Raw genomic sequence first — 15,296 nt, forward strand, 5'->3', positions numbered from 1 at the left:
GTGAGGACCAACGGGCGGGCGCTGGAGCCGCTTGCGTTTGCCTATCAGCTCGAGGAGCAGGAGCCGGCAGCGGGATTCGCGTCCCGCCTCGCCGCTCTGAACGGCCGTTCCCTCAGGGATCTCTTGCGCGACATGTGCATCCAACAACGGAGTCTCGATAAAGGCATTGCGTCTGCCGTACGTGCCATTGCAACGCTTGGGCGCGCAGACCCTGAAAAGCTGCTGAAGTACACGCCAGTCCCCAAGAGTGGGAAGCTCTACGAGGTAGCTGACGAGACGTTCGTCCGGCTTGCGATCAACCGGACGTATTTCCGGTTCTGCGCCCACTGCGTGCGAGAAGATATGGACCGCTACGATGGTCCATTGTTCAGCAGGCCATGGCTCCGGCTTGAATGGACCCTCTCTCATTTTCGTTCCTGTAGCCGCCACGAGATCTATCTAACGGCGACGAAGCCGATCCGAACACCCTTCGCTCCTTTCGATTTCAGCGACACGATTCGCACGTTGATGCCGAGCCTTTCGCAAGTGGCGGATGCGGCCGCTGCCTCGGGTGCATCCCCTTTCCAGGCATGGCTTCAGGATCGGCTCCGCGGAGTGCGGTCGCCGGAGAACTGGCTCGATGACCTACCGCTGTACGTGGCGGCACCATTCTGCGAGGCCCTTGGCGTTTCCTCGCTGCATGAGCCGAAAGTCAAGGTCGCGCAGTTCATTGCCTCCGACTGGGCCGCGGCCGCCGACGAAGGATTCCGCATCGCCAGCGCCGGTGAGGAATCTCTTCGCACGTTTCTCGGAAGGCTCAACGACGCGCAGTCTTCGATGCGCGGTTTCTGGGGTCCGCGCGACACCTACGGCTATGCATACGGGCTGCTCCAAAAGACGGTGGACGATCCGGCCTACGCCAAGCTGCGTGACGTCGTGCGCCACTTCGCCCTGGAAACCATGCCAATCGAACCGGGGACCCACGTGCTCGGAGAACCAGCGGGCGACCGCAAGGTCCACACGGTTCGCACCGCGGCCCGTGACTCCGGCGTGCATGCCCTCACCATCCGTCGGCTTTTCAAACGGATGGGCGTCGACGACGCGGGAGAGCGATCCGGGGTCATGGACCATCGCATCCTCGTCAAGTCCGGCGAGGTCCATCGCGTCGTTTCGGAGCTCAAGGATGCGATCACCGCTCCGGAGGTCGAGAAGCTTCTCGGCGTTCCACGCCTTCACCTGACGGCGTTGGTCGCTGGCGGGTACCTTTCCGCGTTGGCAGGCACAGGCTCTCGAAGGAATGCAAAGCGGCGTTTCTCGACAGAAGGTGTCGAGCAGCTTCGGTTCCACCTTTTCGACGGCGCCTGCGAAGTTTCAGAGCCAACCAAGCGCCAGCTCGATGTTATCGGCGCGCGGCGTGCGTCCTCCTGCAGCATTCCAGACCTTCTCGACATGGTCTTCACGGGGAAGCTGAGTTGGAAAGGCAGGCTCGTTGGCAGGACGGACTACATGGCTCTGCTGCTGGACGCCGACGAGGTAACGCGGATCGTGCGTTCGCGCGAAACGCGCACCAACCTTACGAAGGAGGAGACAGAAGCTTTCTTGCCTGGAACTCATGACACCGTCGTGAACGCTTTGATCGCGTCGGACTACCTGACGCTGGTTGAGGAATTCAGCCCTGACGCGAGGCGGATGATCCCGGTCGTTTCACGGGAGAGCGCGGAGGCGTTCAGGAGGCGCTTCGTTTCGCTCGGCGAGCTCTGCCAGAAAACTCGCATGCACCATAAGCAGGTCCGCGCCCTTCTCCGGCTGGCCGGAATCATGCCGACGCTGCTCCCGGAAACGGTCGGGGCGTTCTTCTTTAACAGGCAGTCGGTCGAGCATTTCGAGGCCGACAATCGGGGCGCTTGGGCCTACGACAAGGCATCAGTTCTGAAAATGATTAGGAACGAGAAGGGGGAAGCGCGGAGGGCTGCTCCTTCTGCCGTTACCCCAAGAAAAGCGACGTCAGGTCCGGGGGGTTCCTAGTGCTCGCCCGCAGCGAACAACCGTAGGTGACGGTCAGAGGCGGCAGGGATCCGCACTTAAAAGGACAATGTAGGAAACAGTTCACATAACATGCAGCGTTACCATTGACGGCGTTGCATACGAGTACGAGGAAGCTGACGATCTGGTTGTTGTTGAGCGAAAGAACGCCGGATATGATCGCGATGACGAACCAACGGAGAATGATGCTTGAACGGCGTTGTAGAGGCTGAAAACAAAGGGGGGCTGGCACCCGTAGGTCCAACCCCCATATCTGTGTCCACCGGGGATTTGACTGCTAATGCAGAAATGGAACCCGACAGCGCATGCGAAACTTATAAGCTAGCTGATCACTTTCTGCAAGGCCCAAATTCCTTGCCGACCGCAGCCTTGGAGAAACTCAAGAAAACCATATCGCCTGCCCGTATGAAACGCTACCTCGATTTGGCCGACGGCGACCTGCGATTAGCGGTACGCTTGCATACGTGGAATGCTGCGGTCGCTGGTTCGCTTCTGCCAACGTTGCACATCGCAGAGATCACGATTCGGAACGTTGCGATGAGAAGGCTCGCGGGCAAATATGGTAGGCAGTGGTACCGCAGCACCGATCTCCTCGATTATCGATTGGGAAAGTCGAACCTTGCCCAACAGTTGACGGACGCATATCAGAGCGAGATCGATAAGGGACGCCGAGGCGACCTATCCGACTATATCACCAGCGAACTGACTTTCGGTTTCTGGGTGAACGTTTTCACGAAGAAATTCCATCCGCATCTATGGAAAGCCGAACTCCACACGATAGTGGCGGGGTTCCCGAGAGAGAAGAATATCGATCACCTTCACGATGGAGTGGAGTTCGTCCGCACGTTCAGAAATAACGTAGCCCACCATAAGGACCTGATATGCAAGCCGGTGGTGGAGAACTACGAGAGAACGTTGGACGTCATCGGAATGCTATGCGCCAAGACGCGAGATGCAGCAGGCAAGACTTCGGCATTTCGCCGCGTCTGGGCATGCGCCCCCGTACCTCATGATCGGCTCGCAATCCAGAATTAGCTTGAGTTGCAGCAATGCTCGTGACTTCCGAGGGAACCGCGACCGGGAACACCATCGGTATCTTGTTAAAGGAAGACCTTCGCGCACGACATTAGCAGAGCGATGTCTTCACTTGCACGCGATGCCGCACAACGCTGATGTTTTGATCCTTGCTTAATCCGCCCTGATCCTGCGCAGGCAGTTCGGGAGGCAGTAGCATGAAGCGCAGAAAGAACGCGGACTTCCTTGAAGGCCGAGACTTAACGGCAGAGTTAGTCGGCGACGAGGGGTTCCGGCGCTGCCCGAACTATGTTGTCCACTTCCGGCGCCTGCCGCATCACGAAGTGGGTATTCCGCCCTTCTGGGAGCTTCACGTCCAGAACTCCCTGAACGCCTATACGGTCAACGTCGGCATTCCGGCCGACGAACTGGACTTTGTCATCCAGCGTCTGCCCGAACCCTCTCCGGAGAAAGAAGGGGTCGTGTTCGTGCGTGCGCGAGACGAAGTGATCCTTCCGGAAGGCATCAGGCGGCTCTGCGGGGAAACACTCCTCCCGTTCCTGATCTACAAGGTCGTATCCGCTCCGCTAGGATCACCTTTCAAGAATGGTCAGCGCTATAACGACGCCGACCTGACACGTCCGATCGCGCCGACCGAAGCAGACAAGGTGGCTAACGAGAGACGAAAGCAAATTCTCCTGGATAGGTTTGCCCAGGAGACAGAGCAAGGCTACTCGCCCTCCCCGCGGTTCTGACCCGGCTATCCGGAACCCTCCTTTTCCCGGCGGCTGCTTTTCGCGGCGGCTGTCGGCGCTGCGGCGCTCATTACGGAGACATCGACCAATCTTCCCGCCCGCCAATGCTTGACATCAGGTAGTGAATCCTTGAGTGCCGGCTGTGGCGCGGATCGCGCTTACCAGCGCGGCGGCAAAGTTTCGGAAGCTGCTAGCTGCCGAAGCCGAAGCCAATGGAAGGAGCAAGAGCTTGTCCGCGAATCATTCCGACGACATTGACCCGGAGATCGAGGAACGTCCGGTTGACAGCAGTGACGATGGCGAGATCGTCGAGCAGTGGAAAGACGGCGGGCATTTTGCTTACGTGGTGATTCCGGCAAGGACGAGGACGCGACACACCGTAGATGGCGACCTGGCCGACGCTTACAGGGCGCTCGAAGAGTTCAATTCCGGCAAGCCAGAATGAGCCGCGGCATATGCCTCGGCATTGCGGATGCGGTCCGGGTTCATCAGCCCTTTTGCGCGCAGATCCACGAAGACAGGGCCGTCGAGCTTCAGGAGAGCGCCCTCGCCCCATTCCGCCTCAATGGCCAGCCCCTTCTTTGCGACTTCCTGCCATCGCGCAAACTTCGCCCTGACATCCTCCGATGCCGAGGTGGCCAGGTCCGAGAAGTTACCTTTTAGGACGTTGGCCATCATCCTGACGCTGCCGGATCGTTCGAGCCCGTCGAGGACGAAAAGCTTCTCATCCTCGGTCAACCTGCAGAAATGCCGCTTCTCGTTTTCCATCGCCGTCACCTTTGTGCTCCTGTTTGAAGGAAGGGTCAGGCGCCGGCTTGCTGGCGTCAATCGGTGCCACGATTCTTTCTAGCTTCGTCCCAGGCCAAGACGTGAGGGCGTTTAGCGATGAGGAAGAAGCCTGAGCGGTGGAACCTCGCAACAGGTGTCGAAGACGCCGTTTCAGTCCGGAAAAACCTTAGGCAGGCATCGTCAACGCTTCCTGCCCCCAACTTGCTTTCTGGCATTACTTTGAGCCGCCCGGAACCCTCCGGGAGGAGCCGGAAAACTCTTACGAGGACTAGAGAGGTGCCGACGCTTGGTTTTGAAAGCCGAAAACGACCACGGAAAAACCTCGACAGGCACTTCAGGATACAACTTTGGGTGTGCCAGGTACCTAACTTTGGGTGTGGAATATCTTCCTAAAAAATATGCCTGCAATTTCAATTAGATCCGATGGGGTCAGGATACAACTTTGGCTCTCGCACCAAGGCACTAAACATCGGCTTATTCACGGTATCCAAGGCCGGCCCGAAGGGGTCGGCCTTGGCTTTTTGTTCGGCCCGATCTTACGACCGAGCCGATGATATACGGTGCTTTCCCAAACGCATTTGTTGCCGGGAGGCGCGATGATGCGGGCTTCTTCGGCACGAGCCACGGCAATTGCCCGTCACCGGTGCCAAGAGGGCGCAGGTCAGGCTGATCAGTCCCATCGCGCTATTCATCGCTGCATCCCGCCAAAGTGAAGGCGTCCCATGCCGAGCCGTTCCGATTGGCTTTGGCGAAGTCGGCAAATTCGGTGAAAGCAGCGCCGAAATCAGGCAGCAACAGCCCTTTCGGCGCCGGCGTCGCTTCGCGCGAATTCAGCTGTTCGGCGCCGCCTCCGGTCAAGGCATAGACCTGGCCTATCCATATCCGGCACAGCCCGCTGCCATCCTCCAGCCCCGCCTCGCGGTCGTCGTCGGTGCAGGTGTGGCGGATAGTGCCGAGCGGAAATGAATTCCTGCCATTGGTCCAGGTGATGTCGGCCGGCAGGCTTATATCGGTCTTCGGCACGGTCAGCGAAAACACTTCGGCCGTCAGCGCTGCCGGCTCATTGTGGAGCGGCCGGAATTGCATGACCGCACCCGAACGCGGCTCGCGATAGGTGGCGTGGCTCAACAGACACTCTTTTGCGCTCGCTGCCTGCACGGCGCCGAGCAGAGCCAGGAAGAACAAGGCCGGTTTGCCAGTGATCATTGAATGCCTCGTCATGAAAGCAGGCGCGCCTCAAACGACCAGCCAGGCGGCGGCGCCGAGAAAGCCCAGCGAGCAAACCCACAGCAGCCAGAGCCCGCGCACCCGGCATTCGAGCACCGCCGAGGCGGGATTGGCCGGGTCATAGTGCACGTCGACCTTGCTGCCTTCGGCATAGCGCCTGGCCTGGCCGCTGACGAGGCCGGGCAGCGAGGCCGTCACGTTGGCGCCGAAGGTGACACGATCGGCGCTGTAGCGCTGTCCGGCGACGCCATAGCTGTAGACGATGCGCGACCGAAAGACGGTGCGCCAGCGATAGCTGCCATTGGCGCGGATCGTCTGCAGGCCCGACGCATCGATGCGGCCGGCGGCGACCGGCCATTGCACCGCTTGCCTGGCAAGCGCCTTCTGGGCGAAACCCATGCGCAGGACGAACAGGCCCATGAACAACAGCAGCGCCGCCGCCCCGAGATTCTGCGGCTTGGCCAGATGCGGCCTGATCCCCTCCAGGACGCCGCCAACGGAAAACACCAGAACCACTGTGCCGATCACCAGTCCCGCCGACAGCTTGGCCATGAATTTGAAGGCGCCATCGGGAAAGGTGCGCTCGATCACCGCCTTGCTCGGATCGGCCGGATTGTAAAAGACAGTCACCTCGGCGCCGCGCGGAAACTGCGCCAGGGTTTCAGCGACTTCGAAATTTCCCAAATTCTCTTTCACACTGTAACGCGAGCCGCGAAATGTCTTGCCGCCCACCTTGTATTCGAAGGTGATCGCCGGAAAATTGCGGATTTCGGTGGTGTCATTGCTGTCCGGGCCAACGCCCGAGACTCTCACCTCACGCGCCTCGGCGCGCGACGAAATGATCTTTCCCGGCGTCGGCAACCAGTGGCTGAGGGCCTGCACCTCCCGCCATTTCACGAAGGTGATGAACGACAACATGCCGGCGACCGCGCAGGCAAATCCGACAAGCAGAAATTGGAGCTCCACCCTGATCCCCCCGGAGTACAGGAACCGGCACTAGACAGCACCGCGGCGGCAATGTCTCGCTTATTCGCAAAACACCAATGCCGGCGCCTCACGCGCACTGAATTGCTGAAGCGTAATTTGACGACTGAGGCGATCGGCTTAAAAAGGGCCGGGAACTTTCGCGAGGCTGCAAGTCGGGAGACGGACATGAACGACGAAGCCGACGACGACAAGGACATCGTGAACCAGCTTGCCTATGTCAGGGCCGATCCAAGCCAGCACGACACGCTGACGCTTCTGGCCATGATCGACGCGGCGATTTCCGAGATCATGGGGTTGAGGACGGCGCTGCGGCTGAGCGAGGAACGCAACAGCCGCAGCGCTCAGCTGCAATAAGAATCCGAGCCAGCGCTGCTTTGATCCGCGTCGGCCATCATCTGCCGGCCCGCGCCGCCCGCCCAGGCGCGCCATCTCCGCTCGTTACCCCGGTGGGATTGCCTTGAATGGACGCATGGCGACGGTCCGGGCATTCGAATCCAGGTCTGTCCATCGCAGCAATGATGGATCGCGCGCCGCCTCAATAGCTTGGTTGACCCAGATCAAGGCCCTGCCTGCGTTCATCCTGTCTTCTCCGCCAATGGCAATCATCAAACGGAGAACGAACGTGCCCAGCTACGACATCATGGTTATCGCGGCGGTCCTGATCAGCTTCGGCTTATTTTCCGGGACTCTGGCCTTCGCCACGTTCGACGAATCGCGCCGGCACTCGGACAAGGCGCCCCGCGGCGAAGCTTCCGGCTCGCGCGCCCATTAGTCGCGCTGCCTAGTCCGCGTCAGCCATCATCTGCCGGCCGCCACCGCCGGCCCAGGCGCGCCATTGCCGCTCATCGCCATGGAAGACGTTGAGGTCGATGCGACCGGTCACGCCATGCGACAGGCCGGAACCGGAATACTGCCAGAACAGCCACTTGCGATCGGGATAGACCTTGGACGGATGCCGGGCCACGGCGCGCAGCCAGAAGGGATAGTCTGGGAAGGCGCCCCGAAGGTTGTCGCGATAGAAGTCGGGCGACGTGTAGATGATCGGCCGCTGGCCGTAGTGACGCTCCAGCTTGTCCATGAACACCTGCATCTTCTCCAGCACCTTTTCGCGCGACGGCCGGCGCTGGCAGCTGGAGTCGCCGTTCCACTCGACGTCGATCACGGGCGGCAGCGCACCGTCGACCTTCGGCACGTTGCGGATGAACCAGTCGGCCTGTTCGCCGGCGGTGCGGCACCAGTAGAAGAAATGATAGGCGCCACGCTTCAGCCCCGCGGCCTGCGCGCCGCGCCAGTTCTTCATAAACATCGGGTCGAGGTGGTCGCCGCCGTCGGTCGCCTTTATGTAGGCGAAGTTGGCGCCCTGGGCGCGCAGCTTTTCCCAATTCACGTCACCCTGCCAGCGCGACACGTCGACACCGTGCACGGCAAGGTGACGGGGCGACGAGCGGCCGAAATTGATCGGCTTGGCATCGCGGAAGCCGTAGCGCGTGACCGGCCCTGCGAGCATGGCCGGTGCCGCCCGCGACAACAGCTTCGGTGGCGACACCAGGGCAGCCTCCTCGATCGGCGGCTCGACGCTGTCGGGCAGTTCGGGTGCGGGAAACGCCACCGCCTCTTCCTCCGCCAGGCCAAAGGGGCGAGCGGTGTCGTCCGCGGACGCAACCTCAACCCGCTTGCGCGGCGCGTTTGCCCTGGCCGCCGGAACGGACGCGATCGGCGCGCTTGGCCGCACCACCGAACTGGTCGTTTCATTGGATGGCTTCTGCATGTCGAGCGCGTCCATGCCCGACGTCGACGAACAGCCGGCGAGGCACAGCGATGCGATCACGAAACTGATGACGCCTGATAACCGCATCTGGACCTGTACTCAAACACAACAGACCGAAGGCGACGGCCGACGGACAACCAGACGAGTTATGAACGAGAAATTACCAATAAAGTTTGAATCAAGTTTTTTACCATAGCTGTGGCCCCGTTCAGACAGTCGCCGGCGGCGGCCCGGCCAAGCCTTGACAGCGCCATGATGTGGCTGTTGAGAACGGCATGCGGCGTTTGCGCCGGCGTTCCCAAAATTCTTGAAAAGGCGCCGGGCCACGCGGCTGGCTCGTCAACGACAAGCTCGACGAACTCAGGAGCCTGCTCGACAGCGGCAGCTGAGAAACACTTTCAAAAGGGAGCTTGCGTGCAGTCGTTCATCGACCAAAGCGTTTGTTCATCGAGAACCATCAGGCCTGGGCCGGCCTCGTGGTCGGGCTGCTGGCCTTCGGCGAATCGCTGGTGCTGGTCGGCATCCTGTTGCCCGGCACCACGGTGCTGATCATCGTCGGCGGCCTGGTGGGCGCCGGTGTCGTCCAACCCTTGCCCGTTCTCCTCGCCGCGATGATCGGTGCGGCGCTCGGCGACACCATCTCCTATTTTCTCGGCAAATGGCTCGGGCGCGGCGGCGTCCACAAATGGCCGCTCAACCACTATCGCCGCGAGATCGCCAGGGCGCGCCTGTTCTTCCATCGCTACGGTTTCGCCGCAGTTTTCGTCGGCCGCTTCTTTGGTCCGGTGCGTGCCACCGTGCCGCTGGTCGCGGGTATGATGGGCATGAACAGGCGCCGCTTCCAGATCGCCAACATCCTGTCGGCGATCATCTGGGCGCCGGTCGTGCTGTCGCCCGGATGGCTGGTGGCGAAAGGGGCCGACAGCCTGCCCGAACTCGACGCGACCAGCCTGTTCGGGCTGGCGGTTATCGCGGCCATAGTGGCGGCGATCATCGTCGCCGTGATTGTCATCAGGCTGCGAGGCAGGCGCGATGCCCGGACCTAGGGGATGGCGCCATGCGTCAGCCGCGTTTCCTGAAGACGCCGATCATCGGCCCCAGGTTCCAATAGTCGTCGTTGCGGCCAATGGCCGGAGCGAGCAGACTCGATATAGTGCCGTCGAGGAAGAGTGCGTTGTCGCAGCCGAGCGCGTCGCGAAACAGGCGGGCGAAGGCATGGAATGTCACCGTGCCGTTCGAGATGGCAAAGACGGCGACGCCATCCTTTCGCACCCCGACGCCGTCGCGGCTCTTGCGCGACGTGCCGTCGGATCGGAATTTCGGGTGAAGCTGGCCGTCGATCACCAGCATCGGCCCTGATTGCGTTGCATAGTCGGTGGCTGGCCGCTGCCTGACGAAGTCCCTGGTCGCCCGCACCGCGGCCTTGCCGCCGCCGATATAGAAGATGCCGTTCGGCTGCAGCGAAAAATTGCCGCTGCCCGATCCCGTCTTCACACCGGCCATTTCCCGGCCGCGCTCGACATAGAGGCCGACCGGCCTGAGGTCGGGGTGATACATGCCCGCATTGATGGCAAACAGCATGGTACGGCCGACCGCACGCTGGGCGTTGTCGAGATTGTGCAGCGACTGAAAAGGCTTGCCGCCCTGATCCTTCCAGAACAGTTCGATCGAATACAGTTTTGGATCGACCTCGCAGACGAGAAAGCTGCCGGCCTCGAAGGCGACATCACGGCACGGCGGCACCGAAGCGAACCACTGGCCGAACGCCATTGTCGTGGCAAGCGCGTGCGGCAACGCGGCCTTGACCAAAGTCAGCAACAAGGGCGCCGAATGCAGGAGTGTCAAAAAATCCATGCGCGTTCCGGATTGTCGGTTCCAACGAGTTGTCGTGGATAGCACCGCTTGCCGGTACGATGAAGGATTTGCTCAGGGGAAGCGTGGACTATGGCCCGGGGACGGCCCGCGACGGCTATTTGACGGCGCTGACCAGCTTCTCTTCGCCGGCGAGAATGGAGACCCAGCGCCCGGTGTCGTCACTCGCCTGTCTTTTCAGATAGCGATACGGCGTCTGGTTCCAGAGACGAACCTTGTCGACAAGATTGTCGAGGATGAAGTCGCCCTTGTCGGTGCGTACCGTCAGCACGGCATGGCCTTCGCCGTCCGGCTTGCGAACCACCGTCATCAGGAGATTGGCTATGGCGATGCCCAGGCTGTTGAGCTCACGCCGCTTTTCCAGCGCGTAATCCTCGCAATCGCCGAAGCCATTGTCCGGATAGGCCCACCATTCCTCCTTGCCGTAATTGTCCATGTCGCTCATCGGCTTGACGCGCGTGTTGACCGAAAGGTTTACGGCACTGATCTCCCGCAACAGCTTGCCAGTCATCTGTTCCGGCTCGCTGTCGGGTGAACGGATGGAGCACTCGGCAGCACGGATCTTGCAAAAATCATAGTGGCCGATTGGCTGCGAGGTCGCGCCGCCGATGACCATGGAAGCGGGAGCCGCGTAGGCGGAATTCGCCGCCGAACAGAAAGCAATCAGGGCAATCGCAAGCCCCAGCCCCTTCGCCTTGCGGCGCAAACCCAACGAGGATGCCATGCGGCTCCGCCATCTGTTTTTTGTTAACAGAACGTTAAGGGCGGACATTGCCGGAAGTCAATGAAGGCGTCCGATCACATCTTCGGGCATGGGTTGATGCGCTCCAGGCGGTTGCAGCAGCGCAACACCGCAAGCGTGCCGGTTCGGCCTAGGCTAGCCATCCCATAGCCACGCCGAGCAGCAGGACGACCCCGAGCGCGCCGCGATAGATGACGAAAGGCCAGGCGGAGAAGCGTTCGAGCACGCGCATCAGGCCCCAGATGGCGAAGAAGGCCGATATCGAGGCCACGAGCAGTCCCACGCCGAGAACCGACCATCCATGGGCGTCGAGATGCACCTTGTGCAGTTCCCACAATTCCTTGAGGCCGGCGAGCGCGATCGCCGGCAGCCCGAGCAGGAACGAGAAACGGGCCGCCTCCGCCCGCTTGAAGCCAAGCCCCAGCGCCGCCGTCAGCGTCGAGCCAGAACGAGAGACGCCCGGGATCAGCGCGCCAACCTGGGCGATGCCGACAAGGAGCGCGTCGACGAGCGACGCTTCGCCCACGGTGCGCCTGTGGCGGGCGAAAATCTCGGCCAGCGCCAGCAGGACCGCCATGGCGATGCAGGCCCAGCCAATCACGCTCAGACTGCGCAACGGCGAATTGCAGGTGTTGAGGACGCCCGAGAGCGCCACGCCGGCGATGACGATGGGGATCGTCGCCAGCACGATCCACAGCGCCAGACGGAAATGCCGGTCGGCAAAATCGCGGCGCGTGAGGGCATCGAGTGATCCAAACAGGAGATCCCTCACGTCGCCCCAGAAATAGCTGACCACCGCTGCAAGGGCCGCCAGCTGCATGGCGGCGGAGAAAGCCGAGCCCGGGTCCTGCCAGCCAAGCACAGCCGGCACGATGCGCATATGGGCGGTCGAGGAGATCGGCAGCAGTTCGGTGATGCCTTGCACAAGGCCGAGGAAAGCGACCTTGGCAAATCCAAGGCCGACAAAGCCCGTGTCGACGCCTTGCGTGCAGATATCAGCCATGTCGGTTCCATGCGGGAGGGATCGGACTTGCGAAGGCACGATCGGCGGCGATCAATGCCGGGCAAGCCATACCGCTATGCGGCGCAGAATCAATTTACGGATTTGTAAGCTGGCGGCCCGAACGGGCGTCATTGCGTCGCGTGGCGGCGGACACATTGCAATACGCTTGCGGGCCGCGCCACCCGCATCCAAACCGGCCCACGGGCCGGCCAATGATGTTCATGGAAGATCGCAAGGCTACTCAGGGGCACAGCCACAGTTTCTGGCAGGTCCTGGCGATCACATGCGCCGGCGGGACAACCGGTTCATCGAGGGAAGGCCGGCGAGCCCGCTCAAGCAGCATGCGCACCTGTTCCGGGCGCACACGGTCACGTTCCATCACAAGCAGGACCATCGGATCGCTCAAAAGCTCGTCCAGGGTGCTGATGCTGTCGTTCATCCGTCGTCTCCTCGAATGCCGGGCCCGCGACGCTTAGATAGGGTGACAAAGATGGCCCGCCAATGACGGTTTGCCGGCTATCGCGTGTCTCTTTGGATTAATTTTTGGTCATCCCGGGGCACGTCGTCCTGTTGAGGAGAAGGTGGAGGGTTAGGCCGGCGGTGCGCCCTCATATTGCGGCAAGCCGTCCTCAAGCATCACCCAGGGCTGTTTCGAGGCGGTCCACATATGCATCTGTGGGCTGAAGAACGACGGGTCGTCCAGCGAACCGGTGGTCACGCCGATGATGCCGGCGGAGTCGCGCCGCGAAAACATCGTTGTGCCGCAGTTCGGGCAAAACCCGCGCTTGAGGTCCGGCGAGGTGTTGACCGTGGCCAACGGGCCCTCGACCGTCACATCGTCGATGCGGAACAGAACACGCGCATTGAAGGCCGCGCCGATCGCCTTCTGGCAGAGCCGGCAGTGACAGATGCGCTCGTTGATGGGGTCGGCGTCGGTGCGGTAGCGCACCGCCTTGCACAGGCATCCGCCTTCGTATTTTGCCATCGCCTGAATCCGTTGGTGGAGTGAACAGGCGGCAAGGTAGCGGCGACGCCGATTGGGTCAATTGAAAAGCTTTGATACAAGGTCATCGATTATCGTGATGCGGCAGGACCCTCATGACACCGGACATCGAAACAATCGGCATTGCGGACCTGTTCGGGCCGCCCTCGCCCGCCCGCGACCGCGCCGACGCCAGGATCATGGCTGCCGCGGCAGGCATCGGTTTCCTGGCGGTCCGGGATTTTCCCGGCGATGACTGGCTGACGCCGGAAAAGCGCGCGCGATTGCTGCGTATCTTTGCGCTTCCCGATGCCGGCAAGCAGGAATTGCTGCGCTGGAATTTCGATCACACGAAGAAGAATTTCTACCGCGGCTGGTTTCCGCTGCAGCCGCAAGACGTTTCCTACAAGGAAGGCATCGATATGGGGCCGGACCTTGCCGATGCGGCGCGAGTCTCGACCTCCGACGATCCCCTGTGCGAGCCGACACCACTACCGGCCGAAAATGCCCTGCCCGGCTGGCGCGCCGCCGCGGCCGACTACTATCGCGCGATGGAGACGGTCGGCACCATGCTGATGCGGTCGATCGCCCGCGGGCTTGGCCTGCCTGAGACGATCTTCGATGCCTATTTCGACGGTGGCATCTCGACGCTGCGGCTGATCCGCTATCCCCTGCGCGACGCCAGTGCCGGCGTCGAGACAAGCGGGCCGGAGTTTTCCGTGATCCACAATGGCGAGACGCGCACCATCATCGGCCGCGAACATGCCGATTCAGGCTTCGTCACCTTGCTGGCGCAGGACGGCGTCGAGGGCTTGCAGGCAAAGAACCTCGCCGGCGAATGGATCGACGTGCCTCCAGCCAATGGCACGCTGGCGGTCAATTTCGGCCAGTTGCTGGAGCGCTGGACCGGTGGTCGCGTGCGGGCGACACGGCACCGGGTCATTGCACCGAAAACGGTGCGGTTCTCGATCCCGTTCTTCTACGAGCCGCGCGTCGATGCGGAAATCTCGCCCCTGCCATTGGAGGGCGCCGAGCCGTTCGAGCCGTTTCTCTACGGCGACTATCTCTGGGAGTCGGCGACGAACTTCGTCGAGATGAGCGGCATCAAGCATCTGAGGCAGCCGCGCCGGGCCAAGGCTTCCTGAGCAGCACGCCGGCCGTCTCGCTGGAGACGGCCGGCGGCGATCGCAGGGTCATTCGGCTTCGCCGACCACCTCGTCCCAGCTCTTCACCTTGGTCTGGCCATCGAGGAAAGGCAGTGCGGCGGCCGTCAGTTCCGGAGCGAAGAAGACGTCGTAGTGGGTGCGGTTGGGCAGGATGGCGAGACGGTTCTGCGACAGGTTCTCACGCATCCAGCCGGCATCCTTCAGGCCGCCACCGAGCATCTGGTAGAACTTGATCTCATGCTCGGGCTTGTACATGTCGCTGTCGCCGTAAGCGAGCATGACGGGCATCTTCAGCTTGGGAACGTCGGCGGAGAAGTCGTAGTTCTGGCGCATGAAATTGCCGAGCGCGTCGAGCAGCTTCGGGAAGTCCTCTGGATGTGGCGCGACGGCGACGTAGGATTTGTACATCGGCGTATCCTTCATGAACGGAGCGGCGGCGGCACTCACCTGCGCCTGCTGCAGGCGCATCTCGTCATAAAAGCCGTCGGCGGCGTAGCCGGTCGAGACAAGGACCAGCCGGCGCACAACCTCGGGATGCTGGACCGCCATGCGGAAGGCAACGCCGCCGCCCAGCGAATAGCCCATGACGTCGACCTTGTCGTAGCCGAGTGTCTTGACGATACCAGCCATATCATCGCCGATCGCCTCCAGGGTGAATGGCCGGTCGCCAAGCGCGGTGCGGCCGTGCCCCTGCAGGTCGACCCCGATGACGGTACGGTTCTCGGCAAGCTTGGCCAGGATCGGCGCGAACATGTCGATGGAGCCGAGGCCGCCATGCAGCAGAAGCAGCGGCTCACCCTTGCCATAGATAGCGTAATAGTAGTTCACGCCGTTGATCGGCAGCAGGCCGGATTTTTGCGGCTTCGGACGAGCTTGGTGGCCACTATTTTCTCCTCGGGATTCGGCTTGATCTGGCTTCCGTCCCAAGGACGAGCCAATGCAACGCAACCCGACATGCCAGGTGAAAAA

18 protein-coding genes are annotated in these 15,296 nt (G+C 61.7%); 8 read left to right on the forward strand and 10 right to left on the reverse strand.

What is annotated here, in order from left to right:
• From EN804_RS03760 to EN804_RS03775, 4 genes are all read left to right on the forward strand, one after another.
• Positions 1-2,004, forward strand: coding sequence for a TniQ family protein (locus tag EN804_RS03760; RefSeq protein WP_189524433.1), 2,004 nt, complete (start codon positions 1-3; stop codon positions 2,002-2,004).
• Between the two features lie 207 nt (positions 2,005-2,211).
• The gene (locus EN804_RS03765) at positions 2,212-3,057 is read left to right on the forward strand and encodes an Abi family protein (RefSeq protein ID WP_135900664.1); all 846 of its coding nucleotides are present in this window, start codon (positions 2,212-2,214) and stop codon (positions 3,055-3,057) included.
• Positions 3,058-3,254: 197 nt separating this feature from the next.
• Positions 3,255-3,791, forward strand: a complete 537-nt coding sequence (locus tag EN804_RS03770) for a hypothetical protein (RefSeq protein WP_135900665.1) — start codon at positions 3,255-3,257, stop codon at positions 3,789-3,791.
• 142 nt (positions 3,792-3,933) lie between these two features.
• Positions 3,934-4,236 carry a hypothetical protein gene (locus EN804_RS03775; RefSeq protein ID WP_135900666.1) on the forward strand — a complete coding sequence of 101 codons (303 nt, stop codon included), beginning with the start codon at positions 3,934-3,936 and terminating at the stop codon, positions 4,234-4,236.
• Here the strand turns inward: EN804_RS03775 and EN804_RS03780 are convergent.
• The 3 genes from EN804_RS03780 to EN804_RS03790 form a co-directional block, all read right to left on the reverse strand.
• On the reverse strand, positions 4,194-4,568 hold the full coding sequence (locus tag EN804_RS03780) for a hypothetical protein (protein WP_135900667.1): 375 nt from the start codon (positions 4,566-4,568) through the stop codon (positions 4,194-4,196). The two genes, EN804_RS03775 and EN804_RS03780, sit on opposite strands and share 43 nt — an antisense overlap.
• A 696-nt stretch (positions 4,569-5,264) precedes the next feature.
• Entirely contained in the window at positions 5,265-5,786 is a 522-nt protein-coding gene (locus EN804_RS03785; RefSeq protein ID WP_127276104.1) for a hypothetical protein, read from the reverse strand.
• A 30-nt stretch (positions 5,787-5,816) separates the two neighbouring features.
• A complete protein-coding gene (locus tag EN804_RS03790) occupies positions 5,817-6,773 on the reverse strand; it encodes a DUF3592 domain-containing protein (protein WP_246693361.1) in 957 nt (318 codons plus the stop codon).
• A gap of 186 nt (positions 6,774-6,959) precedes the next feature.
• On the opposite strand from EN804_RS03790, the gene EN804_RS03795 reads away from it, so the two are divergent.
• Both EN804_RS03795 and EN804_RS03800 read left to right on the forward strand, forming a co-directional pair.
• Positions 6,960-7,148: a hypothetical protein gene (locus tag EN804_RS03795; protein WP_127276106.1), complete on the forward strand. Its 189-nt coding sequence runs from the start codon at positions 6,960-6,962 to the stop codon at positions 7,146-7,148.
• 193 nt (positions 7,149-7,341) lie between these two features.
• Positions 7,342-7,566, forward strand: coding sequence for a hypothetical protein (locus tag EN804_RS03800; RefSeq protein WP_135880226.1), 225 nt, complete (start codon positions 7,342-7,344; stop codon positions 7,564-7,566).
• Between the two features lie 9 nt (positions 7,567-7,575).
• Here EN804_RS03800 and EN804_RS03805 read toward each other — a convergent pair whose 3' ends face one another.
• The gene (locus EN804_RS03805; protein WP_135880225.1) at positions 7,576-8,649 is read right to left on the reverse strand and encodes a GH25 family lysozyme; all 1,074 of its coding nucleotides are present in this window, start codon (positions 8,647-8,649) and stop codon (positions 7,576-7,578) included.
• A 353-nt stretch (positions 8,650-9,002) separates the two neighbouring features.
• On the opposite strand from EN804_RS03805, the gene EN804_RS03810 reads away from it, so the two are divergent.
• Entirely contained in the window at positions 9,003-9,608 is a 606-nt protein-coding gene (locus EN804_RS03810; protein WP_246693362.1) for a DedA family protein, read from the forward strand.
• Between the two features lie 16 nt (positions 9,609-9,624).
• Here the strand turns inward: EN804_RS03810 and EN804_RS03815 are convergent, their stop codons facing one another.
• The 5 genes from EN804_RS03815 to EN804_RS03835 all read right to left on the reverse strand — a co-directional run bounded on the left by EN804_RS03815 (position 9,625) and on the right by EN804_RS03835 (position 13,164).
• Complete coding sequence (locus tag EN804_RS03815) at positions 9,625-10,416, reverse strand: phosphodiester glycosidase family protein (protein ID WP_127869523.1); 792 nt, start codon at positions 10,414-10,416, stop codon at positions 9,625-9,627.
• Between the two features lie 115 nt (positions 10,417-10,531).
• The gene (locus EN804_RS03820) at positions 10,532-11,158 is read right to left on the reverse strand and encodes a transglutaminase-like cysteine peptidase (RefSeq protein WP_135918682.1); all 627 of its coding nucleotides are present in this window, start codon (positions 11,156-11,158) and stop codon (positions 10,532-10,534) included.
• Between the two features lie 148 nt (positions 11,159-11,306).
• Positions 11,307-12,179 (reverse strand): undecaprenyl-diphosphate phosphatase, encoded by an 873-nt coding sequence (locus EN804_RS03825; protein WP_135880222.1) that lies wholly within the window; start codon positions 12,177-12,179, stop codon positions 11,307-11,309.
• Between the two features lie 241 nt (positions 12,180-12,420).
• Positions 12,421-12,618 (reverse strand): hypothetical protein, encoded by a 198-nt coding sequence (locus EN804_RS03830; protein ID WP_127276118.1) that lies wholly within the window; start codon positions 12,616-12,618, stop codon positions 12,421-12,423.
• Positions 12,619-12,768: 150 nt separating this feature from the next.
• The gene (locus tag EN804_RS03835; RefSeq protein ID WP_135918683.1) at positions 12,769-13,164 is read right to left on the reverse strand and encodes a GFA family protein; all 396 of its coding nucleotides are present in this window, start codon (positions 13,162-13,164) and stop codon (positions 12,769-12,771) included.
• A 113-nt stretch (positions 13,165-13,277) separates the two neighbouring features.
• On the opposite strand from EN804_RS03835, the gene EN804_RS03840 reads away from it, so the two are divergent.
• The gene (locus tag EN804_RS03840) at positions 13,278-14,306 is read left to right on the forward strand and encodes a 2OG-Fe(II) oxygenase family protein (protein ID WP_135918684.1); all 1,029 of its coding nucleotides are present in this window, start codon (positions 13,278-13,280) and stop codon (positions 14,304-14,306) included.
• A 48-nt stretch (positions 14,307-14,354) separates the two neighbouring features.
• On the opposite strand, the gene EN804_RS03845 is transcribed toward EN804_RS03840, so the two are convergent.
• Entirely contained in the window at positions 14,355-15,254 is a 900-nt protein-coding gene (locus EN804_RS03845; RefSeq protein WP_135918685.1) for an alpha/beta hydrolase, read from the reverse strand.
• Between the last annotated feature and the right edge of the window lie 42 nt (positions 15,255-15,296).

The organism is Mesorhizobium sp. M8A.F.Ca.ET.161.01.1.1, from assembly GCF_004792105.1.
Taxonomy (GTDB): Bacteria; Pseudomonadota; Alphaproteobacteria; order Rhizobiales; family Rhizobiaceae; genus Mesorhizobium.

Excerpts from the sequence above, each read along its gene's own strand:
- EN804_RS03840 (WP_135918684.1), top strand. The coding sequence starts at position 13,278 with ATGACACCGGACATCGAAACAATCGGCATTGCGGACCTGTTCGGGCCG.
- EN804_RS03785 (WP_127276104.1), bottom strand. The coding sequence starts at position 5,786 with ATGATCACTGGCAAACCGGCCTTGTTCTTCCTGGCTCTGCTCGGCGCC.
- EN804_RS03815 (WP_127869523.1), bottom strand. The coding sequence starts at position 10,416 with ATGGATTTTTTGACACTCCTGCATTCGGCGCCCTTGTTGCTGACTTTG.
- EN804_RS03770 (WP_135900665.1), top strand. The coding sequence starts at position 3,255 with ATGAAGCGCAGAAAGAACGCGGACTTCCTTGAAGGCCGAGACTTAACG.
- EN804_RS03820 (WP_135918682.1), bottom strand. The coding sequence starts at position 11,158 with ATGGCATCCTCGTTGGGTTTGCGCCGCAAGGCGAAGGGGCTGGGGCTT.
- EN804_RS03835 (WP_135918683.1), bottom strand. The coding sequence starts at position 13,164 with ATGGCAAAATACGAAGGCGGATGCCTGTGCAAGGCGGTGCGCTACCGC.
- EN804_RS03825 (WP_135880222.1), bottom strand. The coding sequence starts at position 12,179 with ATGGCTGATATCTGCACGCAAGGCGTCGACACGGGCTTTGTCGGCCTT.
- EN804_RS03830 (WP_127276118.1), bottom strand. The coding sequence starts at position 12,618 with ATGAACGACAGCATCAGCACCCTGGACGAGCTTTTGAGCGATCCGATG.
- EN804_RS03805 (WP_135880225.1), bottom strand. The coding sequence starts at position 8,649 with ATGCGGTTATCAGGCGTCATCAGTTTCGTGATCGCATCGCTGTGCCTC.
- EN804_RS03795 (WP_127276106.1), top strand. The coding sequence starts at position 6,960 with ATGAACGACGAAGCCGACGACGACAAGGACATCGTGAACCAGCTTGCC.